13 protein-coding genes and 1 pseudogene are annotated in these 19,820 nt (G+C 72.2%); 10 read left to right on the top strand and 4 right to left on the bottom strand.

Annotated features, from left to right (window positions below):
• Positions 1–14: 14 nt before the first annotated feature.
• Both IE325_RS03535 and IE325_RS03540 read left to right on the top strand, forming a co-directional pair.
• Positions 15–941: a fumarylacetoacetate hydrolase family protein gene (locus IE325_RS03535; protein ID WP_190068142.1), complete on the top strand. Its 927-nt coding sequence runs from the start codon at positions 15–17 to the stop codon at positions 939–941.
• Complete coding sequence (locus tag IE325_RS03540) at positions 938–1,669, top strand: SDR family NAD(P)-dependent oxidoreductase (protein ID WP_190068143.1); 732 nt, start codon at positions 938–940, stop codon at positions 1,667–1,669. The genes IE325_RS03535 and IE325_RS03540 overlap by 4 nt, the downstream gene beginning before the upstream one ends.
• Here the strand turns inward: IE325_RS03540 and IE325_RS03545 are convergent.
• Positions 1,666–4,134, bottom strand: a complete 2,469-nt coding sequence (locus IE325_RS03545) for a SpoIIE family protein phosphatase (protein ID WP_190068144.1) — start codon at positions 4,132–4,134, stop codon at positions 1,666–1,668. The genes IE325_RS03540 and IE325_RS03545 overlap by 4 nt on opposite strands.
• Positions 4,135–4,341: 207 nt before the next feature.
• Between IE325_RS03545 and IE325_RS03550 the strand changes: the two genes are divergently transcribed.
• From IE325_RS03550 to IE325_RS03560, 3 genes and pseudogenes are all read left to right on the top strand, one after another.
• A complete protein-coding gene (locus IE325_RS03550) occupies positions 4,342–6,408 on the top strand; it encodes a SpoIIE family protein phosphatase (RefSeq protein ID WP_190068145.1) in 2,067 nt (688 codons plus the stop codon).
• A gap of 63 nt (positions 6,409–6,471) precedes the next feature.
• Positions 6,472–7,251: an IclR family transcriptional regulator gene (locus tag IE325_RS03555; RefSeq protein WP_190068146.1), complete on the top strand. Its 780-nt coding sequence runs from the start codon at positions 6,472–6,474 to the stop codon at positions 7,249–7,251.
• A 104-nt stretch (positions 7,252–7,355) separates the two neighbouring features.
• A pseudogene (locus IE325_RS03560) lies at positions 7,356–8,438 on the top strand (PP2C family protein-serine/threonine phosphatase); the annotation flags it as partial.
• A 517-nt stretch (positions 8,439–8,955) separates the two neighbouring features.
• On the opposite strand, the gene IE325_RS03565 reads toward IE325_RS03560, so the two are convergent.
• Complete coding sequence (locus tag IE325_RS03565) at positions 8,956–9,960, bottom strand: LysR family transcriptional regulator (protein ID WP_190068147.1); 1,005 nt, start codon at positions 9,958–9,960, stop codon at positions 8,956–8,958.
• A gap of 135 nt (positions 9,961–10,095) precedes the next feature.
• Between IE325_RS03565 and IE325_RS03570 the strand changes: the two genes are divergently transcribed.
• On the top strand, positions 10,096–11,493 hold the full coding sequence (locus tag IE325_RS03570; RefSeq protein ID WP_190068148.1) for a M20 family metallopeptidase: 1,398 nt from the start codon (positions 10,096–10,098) through the stop codon (positions 11,491–11,493).
• On the opposite strand, the gene IE325_RS03575 is transcribed toward IE325_RS03570, so the two are convergent.
• Positions 11,494–12,162 carry a DUF4097 family beta strand repeat-containing protein gene (locus IE325_RS03575; protein ID WP_190068149.1) on the bottom strand — a complete coding sequence of 223 codons (669 nt, stop codon included), beginning with the start codon at positions 12,160–12,162 and terminating at the stop codon, positions 11,494–11,496.
• 227 nt (positions 12,163–12,389) lie between these two features.
• Between IE325_RS03575 and IE325_RS03580 the strand changes: the two genes are divergently transcribed.
• Positions 12,390–13,133, top strand: a complete 744-nt coding sequence (locus IE325_RS03580) for a helix-turn-helix domain-containing protein (RefSeq protein WP_190068150.1) — start codon at positions 12,390–12,392, stop codon at positions 13,131–13,133.
• A gap of 60 nt (positions 13,134–13,193) precedes the next feature.
• Positions 13,194–15,878, top strand: coding sequence for a SpoIIE family protein phosphatase (locus tag IE325_RS03585; protein WP_190068151.1), 2,685 nt, complete (start codon positions 13,194–13,196; stop codon positions 15,876–15,878).
• A 77-nt stretch (positions 15,879–15,955) separates the two neighbouring features.
• On the opposite strand, the gene IE325_RS03590 is transcribed toward IE325_RS03585, so the two are convergent.
• The gene (locus IE325_RS03590; protein WP_190068152.1) at positions 15,956–16,870 is read right to left on the bottom strand and encodes a MurR/RpiR family transcriptional regulator; all 915 of its coding nucleotides are present in this window, start codon (positions 16,868–16,870) and stop codon (positions 15,956–15,958) included.
• A gap of 112 nt (positions 16,871–16,982) precedes the next feature.
• On the opposite strand from IE325_RS03590, the gene IE325_RS03595 reads away from it, so the two are divergent.
• Together IE325_RS03595 and IE325_RS03600 are read left to right on the top strand one after the other, a co-directional pair.
• Entirely contained in the window at positions 16,983–18,119 is a 1,137-nt protein-coding gene (locus IE325_RS03595; protein WP_190068153.1) for a C45 family autoproteolytic acyltransferase/hydrolase, read from the top strand.
• Positions 18,120–18,190: 71 nt separating this feature from the next.
• Positions 18,191–19,816 carry an ABC transporter substrate-binding protein gene (locus tag IE325_RS03600; RefSeq protein WP_190068154.1) on the top strand — a complete coding sequence of 542 codons (1,626 nt, stop codon included), beginning with the start codon at positions 18,191–18,193 and terminating at the stop codon, positions 19,814–19,816.
• Positions 19,817–19,820 lie beyond the last annotated feature (4 nt).

Raw genomic sequence — 19,820 nt, forward strand, 5'->3', positions numbered from 1 at the left:
GGGGGCGCGGACCGTTGCGCATCGCCAGTTACGAGTACGAGGGGCGCCGGCACTGCGGGATCGTGGAGGGCACCGTCGTCCGGGCCCTCCCGGACGGCACCTCCCCCCTCGACGCCGCCGCCACCCGCCCCGTGGGCCCGGCCGTCCCGCTGACGGACGTACGTCTGCTGCCGCCCCTCCAGCCGCCCACCGTGCGGGACTTCGTCACCTTCGAGGAGCATGTGGAGGGCGTACGGCGCTCCGTGGACGGGGCGTCGGGAGTGCCCGAGCGGTGGTACGCGGCGCCGACCTTCTACTTCGCCAACCCCTACGCGGTGTACGGCGCTCACGACGACATCCCCGTGCCGCCGGGGTCGGCGGTGCTCGACTTCGAGCTGGAGGTCGCCGCGGTGATCGGCCGCGAGGGGCGCGACCTGACGCCCGAGCGGGCGCGGGAGCACATCCTCGGCTACACGGTCTTCAACGACTGGTCAGCCCGTGATCTCCAGTCGGCGGAGATGAAGGTGGGCCTCGGCCCCTGCAAGGGCAAGGACACGGCCACGACGCTGGGGCCGTATCTCGTCACCGGCGACGAGTTGGAGCCGTACCGCGACGCCGACGGCTTTCTGCGGCTGGCGCTGACCGCCGAGGTCAACGGCGAGGTGGTCGGCGAGGATCTGCTGTCCCACATGAGCTGGACGTTCGAGGAGATGGTCGCCTACGCCTCGCGCGGGACCTGGGTGCGCCCCGGAGACGTCCTCGGCTCCGGGACCTGCGGCAACGGCGGTTGTCTCGCGGAGTTGTGGGGCGTGCGCGGGCGCCGGGACCCCCCGCCGCTGAAGCCCGGCGACACCGTCACGCTCACGGTGGAGGGCATCGGGTCCGTGTCCAACACCGTGGTCGGCGGCGTCGATCCGGTGCCGCTGCCGGCCGGGCGCCGACGTGGTCGGGAGCGGCCGTGAATCCCCTGCGGCTCCTCGGGAAGGTCGTCGTCGTCACGGGGGCGGCCAGGGGACAGGGGGCGGCCGAGGCGGAGGCGCTCGCCCGGGAGGGTGCCCGGGTCATCGCGACGGACGTCACCGACGCCCCCGGCTGCCGGCGGCTCGACGTCACCAGCGACGAGGAGTGGGCCGAACTCGCCGCCGAGCTCGGGGAGTCGTACGGCCAGGTCGACGGCCTGGTCAACAACGCGGGCATCACCTGGCGGGCCCGGCTCGGTGACGTACGTCCGGAGGACTTCGGCCGTGTACATGCGGTCAATGTCACCGGTCCGCTGCTCGGCATCCAGCGTCTCGCCCCGCTGATGCCGCCTGGGTCGTCCGTGGTGAACGTCGGCTCGACGGCCGCGCTCACCGGGCACTATCCGGTGGCGTACACGGCGAGCAAGTGGGCGCTGCGGGGTCTGTCGAGGACGGCGGCGCTGGAGCTCGGACCGCGCGGGATCCGCGTCAACACCATCCACCCCGGCTATATCGAGACCGAGATGACGGCCTCCGCTGCCCCCGCCTTCCGCGCGGCGAACATCCGCGAGACGCCGCTCGGCCGCACCGGCACGGTGGACGAGATCACCCCGCTGGTGGTGTTCCTGCTGTCCGCCGACGCGTCGTTCATCACGGGTGCGGAGATCCCGGTGGACGGGGGTCTCACCGCGCATGGCGGCGTCAAGTCCCTTTCGGATGCCGTGCGTTAAGGGATCTCCTGCTCGGCCCAGATGATCTTTCCGTCGGCCGTGTAGCGGGCGCCCCAGCGGTGGGCGAGCTGGGCCACCAGGAACAGGCCGCGGCCGCCCTCGTCGGTGCTGCGGGCGTGGCGCAGACGCGGGGCGGTGCTGCTGGCGTCGGCGACCTCGCAGGTCAGCCGGGAGTCACGGAGCAGCCGTAGCCGGATGGGGGGTTCGGCGTAGCGGATGGCGTTGGTGACCAGCTCGCTGACGATCAGCTCGGTCGTCATGGCGAGTTCCCCGAAGCCCCAGGCCGCCACCTGGCGGGTCGCGCGGGCCCGGACGTCGGCGACGGCGGCCGGGTCCACGGGCACCTCCCAGGAGACGACGTGCTCGGCGCCCAGGGCGTGGGTGCGTGCCAGGAGCAGGGCGATGTCGTCGGGCTGTGGCGCGGGCACCAGTTCGCGCACCGCGGACGAGCACAGCGTGTCGAGGTCGAGTCCGCGCCGGGACAGCAGCGCGCCGAGCCGGGTCATGCCGTGCTCCATGTCACGGTCGGCGGCCTCGACGAGTCCGTCGGTGTACAGGCCGAACAGGCTGTCCTCGGCGAGCTCGATCTCGCTGGCCTCGAACCCCATGCCGCCGAGCCCCAGCGGTGGGCCGGGCGGGGGCTCGGGGAAGGAGACCTGGCCGTCAGGGGCTACGACGACGGGCGGCGGGTGTCCGGCGCGGGCCATCGTGCAGCGTCGGGTGACGGGGTCGTAGACGGCGTACAGACAGGTCGCGCCGAGGATGCCCGTGGTGTCCCGCTGGGCGGCCTCGGGCCCGCCGTCGGCTCGTTCCTCGCTGAGCCGGAGCACCAGGTCGTCGAGGTGGGCCAGCAGTTCGTCGGGCGGCATCTCCATGTCGGCGAGGGTCTGTACGGCGGTGCGCAGCCGGCCCATGGTCGCCGCGGCGGTGATGCCGTGCCCGACCACGTCGCCGACGACGAGGCCGACGCGGGCGCCGGACAGCGGGATCACGTCGAACCAGTCGCCGCCGACGCCACCCGTCGGGTCCGCCGGCAGATAGGAGGAGGCCACCTCCAGTGCCGTACCGCCCGACAGGGCCTGCGGCAGCAGACTGCGCTGGAGGGTGACGGCCGCCGTGTGCTCCCGGGTGTAGCGGCGGGCGTTGTCGACGCACAGCGCGGCCCGGGCCACCAGTTCCTGGGCGACGAGTACGTCGTCGGGCTGGAAGGAGACGGGGTTGAGGGAGCGGATGAACGTGGCGAGGCCGAGCGCGGTGTTGCGGGCCCGCATCGGCACGGAGATCAGGGAGTGCAGGCCGAACTCGCGGATGCTGGCGGCCCGCGCGGGCTGTTCGGCGACCCACAGTTCGTCGGACGGGTCGAGGACGGGGATGTGGATCGGTTCGCCGTCGATGAGCAGATGCGCGTCGTGCGGCGGCGGCACGAAGTCCACCCGCTCCCCGACCCGTGCCACGGCCTCCGGGGCGCCCTCGCGCACCGAACTCAGACCGGCCCGGCGCATCACCGGCTTGGCGGGCGCCGGGCCCGCGTCGGTCAGCCATGCCCCGTGCCCCTCGGTGCTGAGCACGGGCTCCAGCAGGTCCACGACGACGAAGTCCGCGAACCGGGGCACGGCGAAGTCGGCCAGTTCCTGTGCCGTCCACAACACGTCGAGGGTGGTGCCGATGCGCGTCCCTGCCTCGTTGACCAGCGACAGCAGCTGGCGGGCGTTCCACCGCTCGGTGACGTCCGAGACCATGTAGCAGACGCCGGTGATCGTGTCGCCGGTGCCCACGAGGGGGAAGAACGACGTCGAGTAGGCGTGCTGGCGGCGTGGATCGGCCCAGCTCCAGCCCACGTACTCGTACTCGGTGACCGGGACCCCGGTGTCCAGGACCTTGCTCATCAGGCCCTCGATGGTTTCCGCCTGCAGCCCGGGCAGGACCTCGCTGAGCCGGCGGCCCAGGCGCTGCTCGCGGGGGACGCCGCCGAAGCGTTCCAGGGTGTCGTTGAGCCAGATGTAGCGCAGCTGGGTGTCCATCACGGCCATGCCGACCGGGGAGCGGGTCAGGAATCCGTCGAGGACGGACTGGCCCACCTCCCACGGGCGGCGCTGCTCGCGCGCCGAGATCAGGAAGCATTCGTCGGCGCCGATCCGGAAGGACGCGGAGACCCGCAGATCCACGTCGACGCGATGGCCGTCGCGATGGCGCAGCGGGATGTGGCCGCTCCACCCCACACCGGCCCGGCAGCGCTCCGCGATCCCGGTGACCCGGGCCGGATCGCCGGGCATGGCCAGCAGCCGGGAGGCCGAGGCCCCGACGATCTCCGGCGCGGAGTGGCCGAGGAGTTCCTCGGCGGCCCGGGTCCAGCCGAGCACGACTCCGTGTCCGGACACCACGGCCGCGGCGTCGCTGGACGCGTCGAAGGGCGTCCGCGGTTCGGCGGACGTCGAGTCGTCTGGGCTTTCTCGCGGAGCGTCCACGGGTCCTCACGCAACGTCCATGGGTCCCATCCTCTGACACGACCCATGTTCCTGCTTGTCCGCCCGATGTGCACGGGGCGGCGGGCATCGGGCCTTGACTGGGCAGGGCGGCGGGCTGGGGGGAGCATGGAGGTGCAGGTCGTCGCGTCCGTGGTACACGGCAGTCACCGCCGGTGTGCCCTGCCGGCCGGTGGAGGAGGCGCTGGGATGACAGCCGAGTCCTTCGAGTCCGACGGTCGAGGGTACGGTGCCGAGCCGCCCCGGCCGACCGGTCTGCTCGATGTGCTGAGCGTGGCGGCGGTGGTCGTGGACGCCGACGGACGCGTGGTGTTCTGGACCCCGCAGGCCGAGGATCTCTTCGGCTACACCGCGGAGGAGGCGCTGGGCACGCCCGCGGCCCGGCTGTTCATCCACCCCGAGCATCTGCCGGCCGTGGTGCAGCTGTTCACCGAGGTGCTGGAGACCGGCCGCAGCTGGGCCGGGGCGTTCCCGGTGCGGCACAAGGACGGCAGCACCCGGCTGACGGAGTTCCGCAACATGCGGCTCCTCGACGACCTCGGGGACGTCTACGCCCTGGGCATCGCCGCCGACCACTCGCTGCTGCAGCGCGTCGAGACGGACCTGGCGCTGTGCGAACGCCTGATCAACCAGTCCCCGATCGGTCTCGCCCTGGTCGCCCCCGATCTGCACTTCCTGCTGGTCAACCCGGCCCTGGAGCGCATCGACGGCACCCCCGCCGAGGAGCATGTGGGCCGCCCGCTGCGCGACACCCTGCCGCTGCCCGACATCGACACCATCGAGTCCTGCATACGTCAGGTGCTCACCACCGGCACCCCGCTGCTCGACCAGTACCACGTGGGCCGCCCGCCGGCCGACCCCGAGCGCGAGCACGCCTGGTCGCTGTCCTTCTACCGGCTGGAGGACCCCGGCGGGCGGGTGCTGGGCGCGGCCGTCTCGTTCGTCGACGTCACCGAGCGGCACCGGGCCGCCGCCGAGGCCGACCGGGCCCGGCGGCGCCTCGCCCTGATCGCCGACGCCTCCACCCGGGTCGGCACCACGCTGGAGGTCGATCGCACCGCGCGCGAGCTGGCGGAGGTGGCCTCGCCTGAGCTGGCCGACGTGGTCGCCGTCGATGTGCTGGACTCCGCGCTCGCGTGCCGGCGGATGCGCAGCCCCGACAACGGCCCCGAGCTGTTCCGCGCGCTCGCGCTCAAGGCGTCGTACCCGAGCGTGGCGCTGCGCGCCGCCGACCCGCCCGGTGATCTCGCGGCGTACGACGGGGACCGGCTGGTCACCCTGTGCGTCCACACGGGGCGGCCGGTGCTGGTACGGCATGTCGGCGACGACGATCTGCGGCGCATCGCCCGGGACGCCGAGGCGACCTCCCTGCTGGCGCGGGCGGGCGTGCACTCCTATCTCGCGGTGCCGTTGATCGCGCACGGGGAGGTGCTGGGCGCCCTCGATCTGAAGCGGACGCGCAATCCGGCGCCGTTCGACGAGGACGACGTGGTGCTGGCCGGTGAGCTGGCCAGCCGGGCGGCCGTGGCCATCGACAACGCCCGCTGGTTCCAAAGCGTCCGCAACACCGCGCTCACCCTCCAGCGCAGCCTGCTGCCCGACCATCCGCCGCATCACACCGGCCTGGAACTGGCCTCCCGCTACCAGCCCGCGCAGGCCACCAGCGAGGTCGGCGGCGACTGGTACGACGTGATCCCGCTGGAGGACGACAAGACCACGCTGGTCGTCGGCGATGTCATGGGCAACGGCATCGACGCCGCCGCCACCATGGGCCGGCTGCGCACCGCGACCTGCGCCTACGCCGACCTCGACCTCGATCCGGGTGCCGTGCTGCGGCACCTGGACAAGATCACCTGCGATCTGGAGCACTACATCGTCACCTGCCTGTACGCGGTGTTCGACCCGCACACCGGCCGCTGCCACATCGCCAACGCCGGCCATATGCCGCCCGCCCTGGCCCGCCCCGGCGAGGCACCGCGGCTGCTGGAGCTGCCCACGGGTGCACCGCTCGGGGTCGGCGGGATCGCCTTCCGGACCACCACGGTCGATCTGCGGTCCGGGGATCTGCTGGTGCTGTACACCGACGGTCTGGTCGAGACCCGGCACCACTCGATCGACGACCGGCTGAACGTCCTGCTCGGGTTCCTGGACGAGCCGCGCAGGCCCCTGGAGGAGACGTGCGACCTGCTGCTGTACGGGCTGCGGCATCCTGACGACCACGATGATGTGGCGTTGCTGGTGGCCCGGGTCCAGTAGCGCTCCGCCGGGTGGGACCCGATCCGCCTTGCCCGTGCCGTGTGCCCGGCGCACGCTGTTCCTATGGGTGCCCAGGACGGCCCTACGCTCATCGGCTCGGTGCAGCGTGCCTTCCGTCTGCTGGAGGCGGTGAGCGCGCACGAGAACGGTGCGCCGGCCAAGCAGCTGGCCCGGGAGACGGAGCTGCCGCTGGCCACGGCCTACCACCTGCTGCGGACGCTGGTCCATGACGGCTATGTGCGCAAGCTCGACGACGGCGGGTTCATCCTCGGCGAGCGGCTCCAGACGCTGCACACGGCGGGCCGTACACAGGCACTGCTCAGCAGGATCCGGCCCACGCTCACCGCACTGCGGGACGAACTGTCGAGCGCCGCGTATCTGACCTTCTACGAGGAGGGCGAGATCCGGGTCGCCGAGATCGTCGACGGTCCGCGCGCTCCCCGGGTCGACCTGTGGGTGGGGTTCGAGGACGCGGGGCACGCCACGGCGCTGGGCAAGTCGGTGCTGCGGGAGCTGGACGACGAGGCGCGCAAGGACTACCTGTCGCGGCACGCGCTCGCCGACCTCACACCGAGGACGATCACCGACACCCCGGAGCTGCTGCGGCGGCTGGACTCCTCGCCGCTGGCCCCCGCGGTCACGGACATGGAGGAGTACGCCCTCGGCACGGTCTGTGTCGCGGTGCCCGTCTACAGCGGAGACACCCTCGGCTCGCTCGGTGTCTCGCTGCGCGCCGACCGGCGCTCCCGGCTGGAGGAGACCATCGCGCGACTGGAGGAGGTCCGGGCGCGGCTGCTGCCGACCGCGAACCGCGTGACCAGGGGGCTGTCGCTCACTATCTGAAATCCGAGTCCTTGTCCCACCCGGGGTCGAACCGATTTCCTAAATAAAGCGGACATATCCCCGGGCGCATGCCCCCACACCCAGGTGAGGACAGCGGACAAGACATGAGCCACGCCCCCGACCACGGTCGTGACCATTGGCCGAAGCGGCTGATCGCCGCCTCGCCCCTCCTGCCCATCGTGATCGTCACCGCCCTCGTGCTCGTCGATCTCGTCGGCGGATCGGAGATGACATGGGTACCGCTGCTCGCCACGGGACCCGCGCTCGCCGCCACCACCACCTGCGGCCCGCGCGCCGTCCTGGGCGTGGGGCTGCTGTCCGCCGCCGTGGGCGTGAGCCTCGGCCTGCGCGGCGACGCCCCGGACAGCCAGCTCGCGGTCGCGCTGTGCGCCCTGCTGGTCGTCACCCTCGCCTGCGGTGCGACCAGCGCGCTGCGCGGTCGGCGTGAGCGGGTGCTGGCCGCCGTCCGCTCGGTCGCCGAGGCCGCCCAGCACGCGCTGCTGCAGCCCGTACCGGCGACCGTCGGCCCGTTCCAGGTGGCCGTCCGCTACAGCGCCGCCGCGGCGGAGGCCCGGATCGGCGGCGACCTGTACGCGCTGGTGTCCACCCCGTACGGGGTCCGGCTGATCGTCGGCGACGTACGCGGCAAGGGACTGCCGGCCGTGGGTACGGCGGCCCTGGTGCTCGGCGTGTTCCGGGAGGCCGCCCATGACGAGCCCGATCTCCTCGACGTCGTCGCGCGGATCGAGCGGAGCCTCGCGCGCAACCTGGGCAGCGACGACTTCGTCACCGCCGTGGTCGCCGGGTATCCCCGGGAGGGCCAGCTGGAGGTCGTCAACTGCGGTCACGCCCCGCCGCTGCTGGTGCGCGACTCCACCGTCGTCCCCGTGGACCCGGCCCGCCCCGCCCCGCCGCTCGGCCTGCGCGCCCTGTCCGGCGAGACGCCCGCACTGCACGTCCTGCCCTTCTCGGCCGGGGACCAACTGCTGCTCTACACCGACGGCGTCACCGAGGCCCGTAACCACGACCGCGAGTTCTACCCGCTCGCCGAGGCCCTGGCCCGCCACACCTGCGACGAGCCGGTCGACACGGTCACCGCACTGCACAACGAACTCCAGACCCACGTGGGCGGCCGCCTGCACGACGACGCGGCGCTGTTGCTGCTGCGGATGCCGGCGGGGCGGGAGATGCCGGACGCTGCGGGTGGGGCATCTGTGAGCGGTGGGGCTGGGCGTGAGGCTGAGGTTGGGCAGGGGGCCGCGGCCGGGCAAGGGGCTGCGCCCGGGCTAGGGGCTGCCGCCGGGCAAGAGGCTGCAGCGACAGGCGGGACTGTTCCCGTGCGGGAGACTCCGGCCACGGATGGGACTGCGCCCGGAGGAGAGACTCCGACCACGAGCCGGACCTCGCCGGGAGGAGAAACTCCGACCACGAGCCGCACCACACCCGGACGGGAAACTCCAACCACGGCCAGGACCCCGGCCACGGGCGAGGCTTCAGCCTTGGGCGAGGCATCGGCTACGGGCGAGTCGTCGGGCACGGGCGAGTCATCGGCCACCCACGCGAGCACCACCAGGCACCGCGCCCCAGCCACGCACCAGACCCCCGCCACGCCCCACCCCCCGGCCACCGGCGCAGGTCCCGCCACCCGTGATCCGTCGGTCAGCCGCGAACCGATCCACCCCTACGAAGCGTCCGACACCCGCCCTACAACCCCCGCCCGCAAGATGCCCCACACCCGCCAAACCCCGCAGCCGTACCCCCACCCCCACGAGCCCGCGAATTCCTGCTCACCCTGAACCCGCACCCCGCCCCCCCACTCAGCATCGCCCCCAACAACGCGCTGAACCGGGCGGCAGCCCCCGGCAATCGTCGCCCCGCCGCCGTCTGTACCTGGGCCTCGCGCTGCCGGAAGACCGGGTGGTCGACGCGGACGTGGGTCACGCCCTCGGCATCGCCGTCCCGCTGCGCGTCGCCGAGGTCGCCGACGAGGGCGAGGCCGCCTCCGGAGCGTACGAACTCGTACTGCGGGGCGAGGGAGTCGCAGACCAGGGCGGGGCGTACGGTCAGGCCCTCCAGTTGTGCGCCGATGTCGAAGAGTTCGCGCTGGCTGGAGCCGGGTGAGGCCAGCGCCAGCGGATGGGCGCAGAGTTCGGCGAGGCCGATCCGGTCGCGGCCGGCCAGCTCGTGGCCGAGCGGGACCACGGCACACACCGGCACCACGACCGCGCACTCCACGCGGACGTCGTGCTGCGGCCCCATCGCATAGGTGACGGCCACGTCGGCGACGCCCTCCACCACCCGGCGCGTCGCCTCTTGGCGGGGCACGACGTCGAGGCGGAACGACACGTCGGGGTGCTGGTGCCGGAACCGTGCCATCGCCCGGGGTACGAGACGGCGCGCGAACCCCTCCGAGCAGGCCACCAGGACGGCGCGTTCCTCGGCCCCGCCGCCCGTCCTCAGCTCCTCGACCAGCGCCGCCGATTCGGTCTCGGTGCGGCGGGCGTGGGCCAGCAGCCGGGAACCGGCGTCGGTCAGGGTCATGCCGCGCGGATGCCGGGCGAACAGAGGGACACCGAGCCCTGACTCCAGCTTGGCGATCTGCCGGCTCACCGCCGACGGCGCGACACCCAGCACCTGCGCCGCCTCGGTGACCGACCCGGAGCGGGCGACCTCCAGGAAGTACGTGAGGTTCACGGGCAACAGCCGCATCGGCTCTCCTCCAGCAATCAACAACCGCCGCCTTGCCGAAAGTAGAACGCGGAGAGGCACAAACGGCAATGGCCGCGGACCGGGAATCCGTCCTACGCTGCGGGGACGACGCCGTAATCCCTGGAGGATCTGCCTGTGGTTCCCGAGCAACTGGTGTGCAAGGCCGAGGAGTTCGTCGACTCGGGTGGCTTCTTCGAGGAGCTCGCCTCGATGGTCGCGTACCCGACGGAGAGCGCCCGCCCGGAAGGCCGCCTTGCTCTGGACGCATACCTGGACGAGGTCCTGGCGCCCGCGCTGACGGGACTCGGCTGCCGGGTCACCCGGTACGAGAGCGCCGATGCCGCCGGTCCCTTCCTGCTGGGCACTCGGATCGAGTCACCGGATCTGCCCACCGTGCTGTGCTACGGCCACGCCGATGTCGTGGACGGACAGGCCGGCCGGTGGAGCGAGGGACGCGATCCGTGGACGCTCATCGCCGAGGGCGAGCGCTGGTACGGGCGCGGTGCCGCCGACAACAAGGGCCAGCACCTCGTCAATCTCGCGGCGCTGCGGCTGCTGCTCGCCGAGCGGGGCGCGCTGGGCTTCAACCTGAAGTTCCTGTTCGAGTCGGGCGAGGAGGTCGGCTCCCCCGGCCTCGCCGAGTTCGCCGCCGCGCACCGCGAGGAGCTGCGGGCCGATGTCCTGCTCGCCTCGGACGGACCGCGCCTGGACGCCACGACCCCGACGCTGTTCCTCGGCTCGCGCGGCGGGGTCCAGCTCCTCCTCGACGCCGATCTACGGAACGGTTCGTACCACTCGGGCAACTGGGGCGGCGTACTGCGCAACCCCGCCACCACCCTCGCGGGCGCGATAGCCACTCTGGTCGACGGTCACGGCCGTATCCGCGTACCGGCGCTGCTGCCGCCCGCCGTGCCGGGCACGGTCCGTGCGGCGCTCAGCGGTGTCACGGTCGCGGGCGAGCCGGGCGATCCGGTGCCGGACGAGGGCTGGGGCGAGCCCGGTCTGTCCGCCGCCGAGCGGCTGTACGCGTGGAACACCCTGGAGGTGCTCGGCATCGGCGCGGGCGACGTCGAGCACCCCGTCAACGCGATACCCGGCAGGGCCCGCGCGGTCCTTCAACTGCGGTACGTCGCCGGCACCGACGTGGACGGGGCGGCCCGGGCCGTCGCCGGGCACCTCGCCGAGCACGGGTATCCGATGGTCGACGTCCGGCTCCTCGGCAGCTTCGCCGCGAGCCGTACACCGCTCGACGACCCGTGGGCGCACTGGGCCCGCTCGGCGCTGGAGTCGGTCGCCGGACGGCCGGTCGCGGTCCTGCCCAACATCGGCGGTTCCCTGCCGAATGCCGTCTTCACCGACGTCCTGGGCCTGCCGACCCTCTGGCTGCCGCACTCCTATCCCGGCTGCCGCCAGCACGCCCCCGACGAGCATCTGCTCGCGTCGATCGCCCGCGAGGGCATGGTGCTGGCGACGGGCCTGTTCCACGCCCTGGGCCACCCATCGGCCGACCTGCCTCTGCCGGCCCGCGGGTGACTAGAGGCTGCGGGCGGTGATGTCCCCGTGGGAGGTGGTCGCGCGGACGGTCAGTGCGGGGGTGCCGTCGGCGTTCTTGAGGGCGTTGTCGATACGGCCGTATCCGGTGCCCGCGTCGAGGGAGGCGGAGACGCCGCGAGCGGCCTCGATGGACACGTCGCCCTGCTGGGTGGTCAGGACGACCGCGCCGCGCACGGCCTCGGCGATGCGGATGTCGCCCCGCTGGGTGCTGATCTCCGCGGGGCCGCTCAGCCTGCCGACCGAGATGTCGCCGTCGAGGACGGTGAGGCGGGCACCGGAGGTCTCGTCGAGCTTGACCGGGCCCTGAGCGGTCTCGAAGGTGACGTCGCCGAGCCGTCCGACGCCCCGGAGTTCACCGGCGGCCACCTTGCCCTCCAGCCGGGAGCCGGTGGGCAGCTGGACCGTGAGCTCGACGGATCCGGAGGGGCCGAGGTACTGGTTCTTCGCCGCCGGCGCCGAGATCCGCAGCACTCCGTCGGCGAAGGCGACCTCGATCTGCTCGGCCGCCTTCACATCACGGCTCTTGGCGGCGTTCGCGGGCAGCACCTCGACCGTGGTGTCGGTGCGGTCGGCGGCGATGAGCCGGATGTGCCCGGCCGGGATGTCGAGGACGACGGAGATCGGGGCGGTGGTGTCGAAGTTCTGCATGGTGTGTGCTCCTGTGCTCGTTTCCGTTTCTGACATTGGAAACGCTACGTTGCGTTCATGAAATCAGCAACACACTCGTTGCACATCACCTCTATCTGTGCAGCTCATAGCCTAGATTTCATTGCAATGAGTCTGATTCTAATGCAACAAGACACATCTCACTCGTTGCAATGATTCGGGAGTGAACGCTATGCTGAGCACTCCATGGACCACTAAGGAGAACCGCGATGCCGGGAGGCAGACTCACCCAGCAGGAACGGCAGCAGATCGCGCTGGGACTGGCCGACGGCCTCGCCTACGCGGAGATCGCCAGACGTCTCGACCGCCCGACCTCGACCGTCACCCGTGAGGTCATGCGCAACGGCGGGCCCACCGCCTACCGCGCCGACCTCGCCCACCGCGCCACCGAGCACCGCGCCCACCGGCGTCGGCAGGCCGCGCCCCGGGACCCGAAGGCGCCCCCGCAGGCCCATGGGCGGGACTCCGAGGCGGTGCGCGAGTACGTGGAGACGTTCACGACCCTCTTCATGCAGCAGGGGCTGCCCAAGATGACGGCCCGGGTGCTGGCCTGTCTCTACACCACCGACGCGGGCAGCCTGACCGCGTCCGAGCTGGCCCAGCGCCTCCAGGTCAGCCCGGCGTCCATCTCCAAGGCGACGACGTTCCTCGAAGGACTGGACCTCATCCGCCGGGAGCGCGACGAACGCCGCCGCGACCGCTATCTCGTCGACAACGAGCTCTGGTTCCAGGGCATGATCGCCGCCGCCCGGTCCCAGGCCCAGCTCGCCGAGACGGCGCGGCAGGGCATCGCCGTCCTCGGCCCCGGCACCCCGGCCGCGGTCCGCCTGGAGAACATCGCCCGCTTCGTGGACTTCGTCGGCGAGAGCATGTTGCGCGCCGCGGAGCAGGCCCGCGACATCCTCTTCACGAAGCCCGAACACACGCAGCCCGCTCCGGACCCGGAGCGCTGACGCCGTCGCGGCGGTTTCCTGCGGGTCTCCCGCCGGAGCACCCCGTGCTAGAAATGAGGCATGGCCGGAATCCTCGGCCGCCTGCGCTCCCTGTTGAGCGCGCGTACCGTCGCCCGGCAGGTGTTCGTGCTGCAGGCGGCGATCGTCGTGCTCCTCGTCGTCGCGGCGGTGGTGGCCCTGGTGCTCCAGGTGCGCAACGACACCCGACGTGAGGCCGGCAACCGCTCCCTCGCCGTCGCCGACGCCTTCGCGAACTCGCCCGGAATCGTCGACGCGCTGGCGGCCCCGGATCCGAGCGCGGAGCTCCAGCCACGCGCCGAGGCGGCACGTGAGGCCACCGACGTGGACTTCATCGTCGTGATGACCAAGGACGGGATCCGCTACACCCACCCCAACCCCGAGCGGATCGGGCAGCACTTCGTCGGCACCATCGCCCCGGCCGCGGCCGGCGGTGTCGTACGGGAGACGTACACCGGAACCCTCGGCCGCTCCGTGCGGGCCGTGGTCCCGGTGACCGACGCCGACGGCAAGGTCGTCGGGCTGGTGGCCGCCGGTGTGACGCTGGCCAGCGTGGGCGGGGTCGTCGACCACCAGCTGCCGGTGCTGCTCGGCTCGGCGGCGGCCGCGCTCGCCCTCGCCACCGCCGGGACCGCGCTGGTCAGCAGGCGTCTGCTGCGGCAGACGCACGGGCTCGGACCCGCCGAGATGACACGGATGTACGAGCACCACGACGCCGTCCTGCACTCCGTACGGGAAGGCGTGCTGATCATGGACGAGCGGCGCCGGCTGGCGCTGGCCAACGACGAGGCGCGCCGGCTGCTGGGGCTGTCGGCGGACGCGGAGGGGCGGCCGTGCCTCGCCCTGGGCATCGGCAGCGACCTCGCCCGGCTGTTCGCCTCCGGGCGGGACGCCACCGACGAGGTGCATCTGGCGCAGGGCCGGCTGCTGGCCGTCAGCCAGCGCTCCACCGACCGGGACGGCGGCCCGCCCGGCAGTGTGGCCACCCTGCGCGACACCACCGAGCTGCGGACGATGACCGGCCGGGCGGACATCGCGCAGGAGCGGCTGAAGCTGCTGTACGACGCGGGCCTGGAGATCGGCACCACCCTCGATGTCACCCGCACCTCCCAGGAGCTGGCCGAGTTCGCCGTGCCGCGGTTCGCGGACTTCGTCTCCGTCGATCTGGCCGATCCGGTGCTGCGCGGCGGGGAGCCGAAGGAGGGCCGCGCCGACATGCGCCGGGTCGCCTTCCAGGGCGTGAGGGAGGGCAGCCCGCTCTACCCGGTCGGCAAGCTGATCCACTTCGTGCCGGGCAGCCCGCAGGCCTTCGGCTTCGGCACGGGCGAGTCGGTGCTGGAGGCGGACATGCCCGCGTTCTCCGGCTGGCAGGAGCAGGATCCCGAGAACGCCCGCAGAATCGTGGGGTTCGGCATCCACACCATGCTCACGGTCCCGCTGCGCGCCCGCGGCGTCATCATGGGCATGGCCACGTTCTGGCGCGCCGAGCGGCCCGAGCCGTTCGAGCCCGACGACATCTCCCTCGCCGAGGAACTGGTCGCCCGCGCCGCCGTCAGCATCGACAACGCCCGCCGCTACACCCGTGAGCACACCCTGTCGGTCACCCTTCAGCGCAGCCTGCTGCCCCGGGCCCTGCCCGAGCAGAGCGCCCTCGACGTCGCCTACCGCTATCTGCCCGCGCAGGCGGCGCAGGGCGGGGTCGGCGGGGACTGGTTCGACGTCATCCCACTGCCGGGCGCACGGGTGGCACTCGTCGTCGGGGACGTCGTGGGACACGGACTGCACGCGGCCGCCACCATGGGACGGCTGCGCACGGCGGTCAACAACTTCTCCACCCTCGACCTCCCGCCCGACGAACTCCTCGGCCACCTGGACGAGTTGGTGGCCCGCATCGACCAGGACGAGGGCGACGGCCAGGACGACGGCGAGATCGCGCCCATCACCGGCGCGACCTGCCTGTACGCCGTGTACGACCCGTCCTCCGGGCAGTGCGCCCTCTCCCGGGCCGGTCACCTCGAACCGGCCGTGGTGCATCCCGACGGCCGGGTCGAGTTCCTGACCGTGCCCGGCGGGGCGCCGCTGGGCCTCGGCGGCAGCCTGCCCTTCGAGGCGACCGAGCTGCGGCTGCCCGAGGGCAGCGGACTGGTGCTGTACACGGACGGGCTGGTCGAGGACCAGGGGCGGGACATCGACGAGGGTCTTGAGCGGCTGCGCGGGGCGCTCGCCGCAGCGCCCCCGACGCACGGCCGGACACCGGAGGAGACCTGCAAGTCGGTGCTGGAGGCGCTGCTGCCCGAGCGTCCGCGCGACGACGTCGCCCTCGTCGTGGCCCGCACACGGCTGCTCCCCGGCGACCGTACGGCGACATGGGACGTCCCCGACGACCCGTCCGCCGTGGCCCGGGTCCGTGCGGTGGCCACGCGGACGCTCGACGAGTGGGGGCTGACGGAGGAGGCGTTCACGACCGAGCTGATCCTCAGCGAGCTGGTCACCAACGCCCTGCGCCACGCCACCGGCCCGATCCATGTCCGCCTGATCCGCGACCGCGCCCTGATCTGCGAGGTCTCCGACGGCAGCAGCACCGCCCCGCATCTGCGCAGCGCGGCCACGACCGACGAGGGCGGCCGGGGGCTGTTCCTGGTGGCGCAGTTCGCCGAGCGGTGGGGGACGCGGTACACGGCGGACGGCAAGGTGATCTGGACGGAACAGCCGATACAGGGCTCGTAACGGCCGATACGGGCTCTCGTAACAGCCGGTACGGGGGCTCGTAACGGACGATACGAGGGCGATCCCAGGGAGCCCTGTCAGTTCCGGCGTGTGCGCGGCTCCTTCTGCGCCAGCAGTTGTTCCCGCAGGGCCGTCAGCTGATGCGAGTGCTCCACCGCGCGGGTCTCGTCCAGGGTGGTCAGGGCGAGGACGAGCGCGTCGGCGAGGACCAGGCCGGTGAGGGCCTCGTTGGTGTTGCCGGTCGGTGTGTGGGGTGCCGTGAGGACGGCGTCGACCCGGTCCTCGTAGACCTCCCCCAGCTCGTCCGTGACGAAGACGACCCTGGCGCCGACCGCCCGTGCCCGCTCGACGACGACGTTCAGCTCGGCGAGCTGCCGCCCCGGCTGGAAGACGACGACCGCGTCGCCCTGCCCCAGCGCGAGCAGCGGATCGGCGAGGGCGAAGCCGGTCTCGCCGACGAAGCGCGCCCGGCGCCCGATGCGGCCGAGGGCCAGCGCGAGGTGCCGGGCGGCGAGTTCGCAGGCGGCGACGCCGTAGCAGAAGACCTCACGCGCCTGCGCCAGCACCTCCAACGCCCGCTCAAGCGAGTCGGTGCCGTTGAGCCGCCGGCACTGGTCGATGCGCTCCTGCGTCTCGTCGAAGACGTCGTTCCAGATGCCCTCCAGGTCCTGCCCGACATGCGCGATGCGTTGCTGGAGCCGCACCTCGGGGGCGTGCGCGGAGGTGAAGTCGGCGGCGAGTTCCCGCTTGAGGGCGGGCAGCCCGGCGTATCCGAGGCGTTGCAGGGCGCGGACGACGGTGGCGTTGCTGGTGCCGCTGGCGGCGCCCAGTTCCTGGGCGCTGGCGAACATCAGCTGCTCCGCGGGGGCGCTGGCGAGGTACTGGGCCACGGTCCGCTCCGACGCGGACAGTTCGTCCCACATGTCACGGACGGCTGCGCGCAACCGTGTGAGTCCGCCGGGTCCGGCGTTACCAGGCATTGGATTCTTCATTACAGGTATTGACTCTCGCGTTTCGGCCATTACGCTCTGAGCATCTCGTTCCAAGAAGATGAATTTTCGGAACGGATGTTACAGCACCGGTGTGTCCTGGAGGAGTCCCGTAATGAAGCAGAGCCTGCCGGTCATCGAGATCTCGGGGACCCCCCTGGAACGGGGACGACAGTACGGCGAGGCCGTGGCCCCCCAGCTCGCGATCGCGCTCGGCTACTACACGGAGGCCTTCGGCGTGTCCTCCGGACTGACCTGGAAGCAGGTGATCGCGCGGGCCGCCCGGTGGCTGAAACCCGTCCGTGAGTACGCCCCGCACCTGCTGGAGGAGATGCGGGGCATCGCGGACGGCTCCGGCCTGGACCTGCTCGACGTCCTCGCGCTGAACGCCCGCGGTGAGGTCATCTACGACGACTCCTTCGCCCGGATGCGCGAGGAGGAGCCCGCCGAGGGCTGCACCTCCTTCGCCGCGTACGGGCCGGCCAGCGGCGACGGCCATGTCTGGGCCGGACAGAACTGGGACTGGCGGGCCGGCGTCGCCGACACCGTCGTCATGCTGCGGATCGTCCAGCCCCCGGCGCCCACGCTGATCATGCAGGTGGAGGCGGGCCAGATCGGCCGCCAGGGCGCCAGTTCGGCCGGGATCGCGCTCAACGCCAACGGTCTGGGCGGACGGTTCGGCGAGGCGGTCGGGCTGCCGCAGACCGTGCTGCGCCGCAGCGTCCTGGACCAGGTGTCCATCACCGACGCCCTCGACGTGCTGTGCCGCACCCGCGCGCACATCGCCAGCAACGCCCTCCTCACCTGCCGCGAGGGCTTCGCCATCGACCTGGAGACCACCCCGGCCGGCCACGGCTGGCTCTATCCCGACGACGGGCTCCTGGTGCACGGCAACCACTACCAGGCGGGCATCCCCGCCGCCCTGGCCGACGGCTACCGCCCGATCTCCGCCGACTCCCTGGTGCGCGTACCCCGCGCCGAGGCGGGTCTGCGGCGGCTGCGCGAGTCCACCGGCGCCGACGAGTCGCGCAAGCTCATCAAGGACGCGATGTCGGACCACCTCGGCCACCCCGAGTCTCTGTGCACCCACGCCGACCCGCGCAAGCCCGAGGTCAGGCACTGGACGACCCTCGTCTCCTCCTGCGTCGACCTCACCGCCGGCGACTACCACGTCACGCCCGGCACCCCTTGCGACCACGAGTACCAGCATCTGCCCTTCAACCTCTACGACGGCCCCCACGCCCCGAACTGACGGCATGTCACCGGCCCTTCTCCCAAGCCCCCCGCTCCCGTGTTCACCCTCCCCGCTCAGGAGCCCTCGCAATGAAGCTCAGAAACATCACGGCCGCCGGTGCGCTGGCCCTGGCCACCGCGTGCAGCGGAGCCACCACCGGCGCCTCCACCAGCGGCACCGAGGCCGCCGACCTCACCCTCATACCCACCACCGCGCGGGCCACCGGATCCGTCGCCGCCGTCAACTGGCTCCTTGAGGACGAGCCAGACTCACTGGACCTCGACACCCAGGGCGGCAGCGCCGGCCGCACCGTGCTCGGCAACGTCTGCGAACGCCTCTACCAGCTCCAGCCCGACATGTCCGTACGCCCCTCCCTGGTCCGGCAGGCGGCCCGCCCCGACGCGACCCACCTGGTCCTCACCCTGCGCGACGACGTCACCTTCCACGACGGATCGCGGATGACCGCGGACGACGTGCTCTTCAGCCTGAAGCGGCACGCGGAGCCGGAAATGGAGCAGTCGGACGAGTTCGGCAATGTCTCCGCGATGCGCAAGACCGGCGACCACGAGATCACGATCACCTTCAAGCAGCCCGACGCCCTGTTCACCAAGGCCCTCGCCGGTGACGCCGGACTCGTCTACAACCGCGAGCAGGTGGAGAAGGCCGGCGAGGACTTCGGCACCCCCGGTCAGAGCGACGCCTGTTCCGGGCCGTACGAGCTGTCCGGCTGGAAGTCCGGCGACTCGATCACCCTGACCCGCGCCGACGACTACTGGGGCGAGCAGCCCCTCACCGGCAAGGTCGTCTTCCGCTGGGCCGACGACAGCGCCATGGTCAACGCCCTCGCCACCGGAGCCGCCGACGGCACCTACGCCGACAACATAGGCACCGCCGCCGCCCTGCGCGGAAAGAAGGGCCTCGACGAGCACTTCGGCCCCAGCACCTCCACCCTCGCCCTCATCCCGACCGAGCGCGGCGGCCTCGCCGACCCCGACATCCGCAAGGCGCTCTCCCTCGCCCTGGACCGCTCGGGCATCGCCAAGTCCGGCTACGGCGGCCTGGTCGAGCCCTGGGCCACCCCGGTCGGCTCCGGCGCCTGGGGCTACGCCAAGGACGCCTTCGCCGCCGCCCAGAAGCAGCTCACCGACGCCCCGGCCAAGCCCGACGCCCAAGACCTCGCCAAGGCGAAGGAACTGGTGAAGAACGCCAAGAAAGCCCCCGCCGAGCCCATCGTCATCGGCACCGACAGCAGCCAGGGCCGCATGGTCATCGCCAACGCCGTGCGCGCCGCGCTCACGCAGATCGGCCTGAAGGGACAGATCAAGACCGTCCCGGCCGCCCAGTACGGCGAGTTCTACGGCGACAAGGAGGCCCGCGCCGACATCGACGTCCTGGTGGCCGACTGGTACATCTCCAAGAGCGACCCGTTCGGCTTCTACGACAACGGCCTGTCGGACAGTGCCAACAACTGGGTCGGCTTCAAGAGCCCGGAGTACGACGCGAAGGTAGCCGAGGGCCTGCGCACCCTGGACGACGCCAAGCGCGCCGAACTCGCCATCGACGTGCAGCGGCGGTTCGCGGACGCGGCCGTGTGGATCCCGGTCGCCCAGATGCCGACCGCTCTCGTCCTGGACGACAAGCTGACGGGGCCACCCGCCTCGATGGCGTACCTCTACTACCCCTGGGCCGCGCAGCTCGGCGCGAAGAAGGGCTGAGCAC

This window comes from Streptomyces lanatus, assembly GCF_014655715.1.
In the GTDB taxonomy this organism is placed as follows: domain Bacteria; phylum Actinomycetota; class Actinomycetes; order Streptomycetales; family Streptomycetaceae; genus Streptomyces; species Streptomyces lanatus.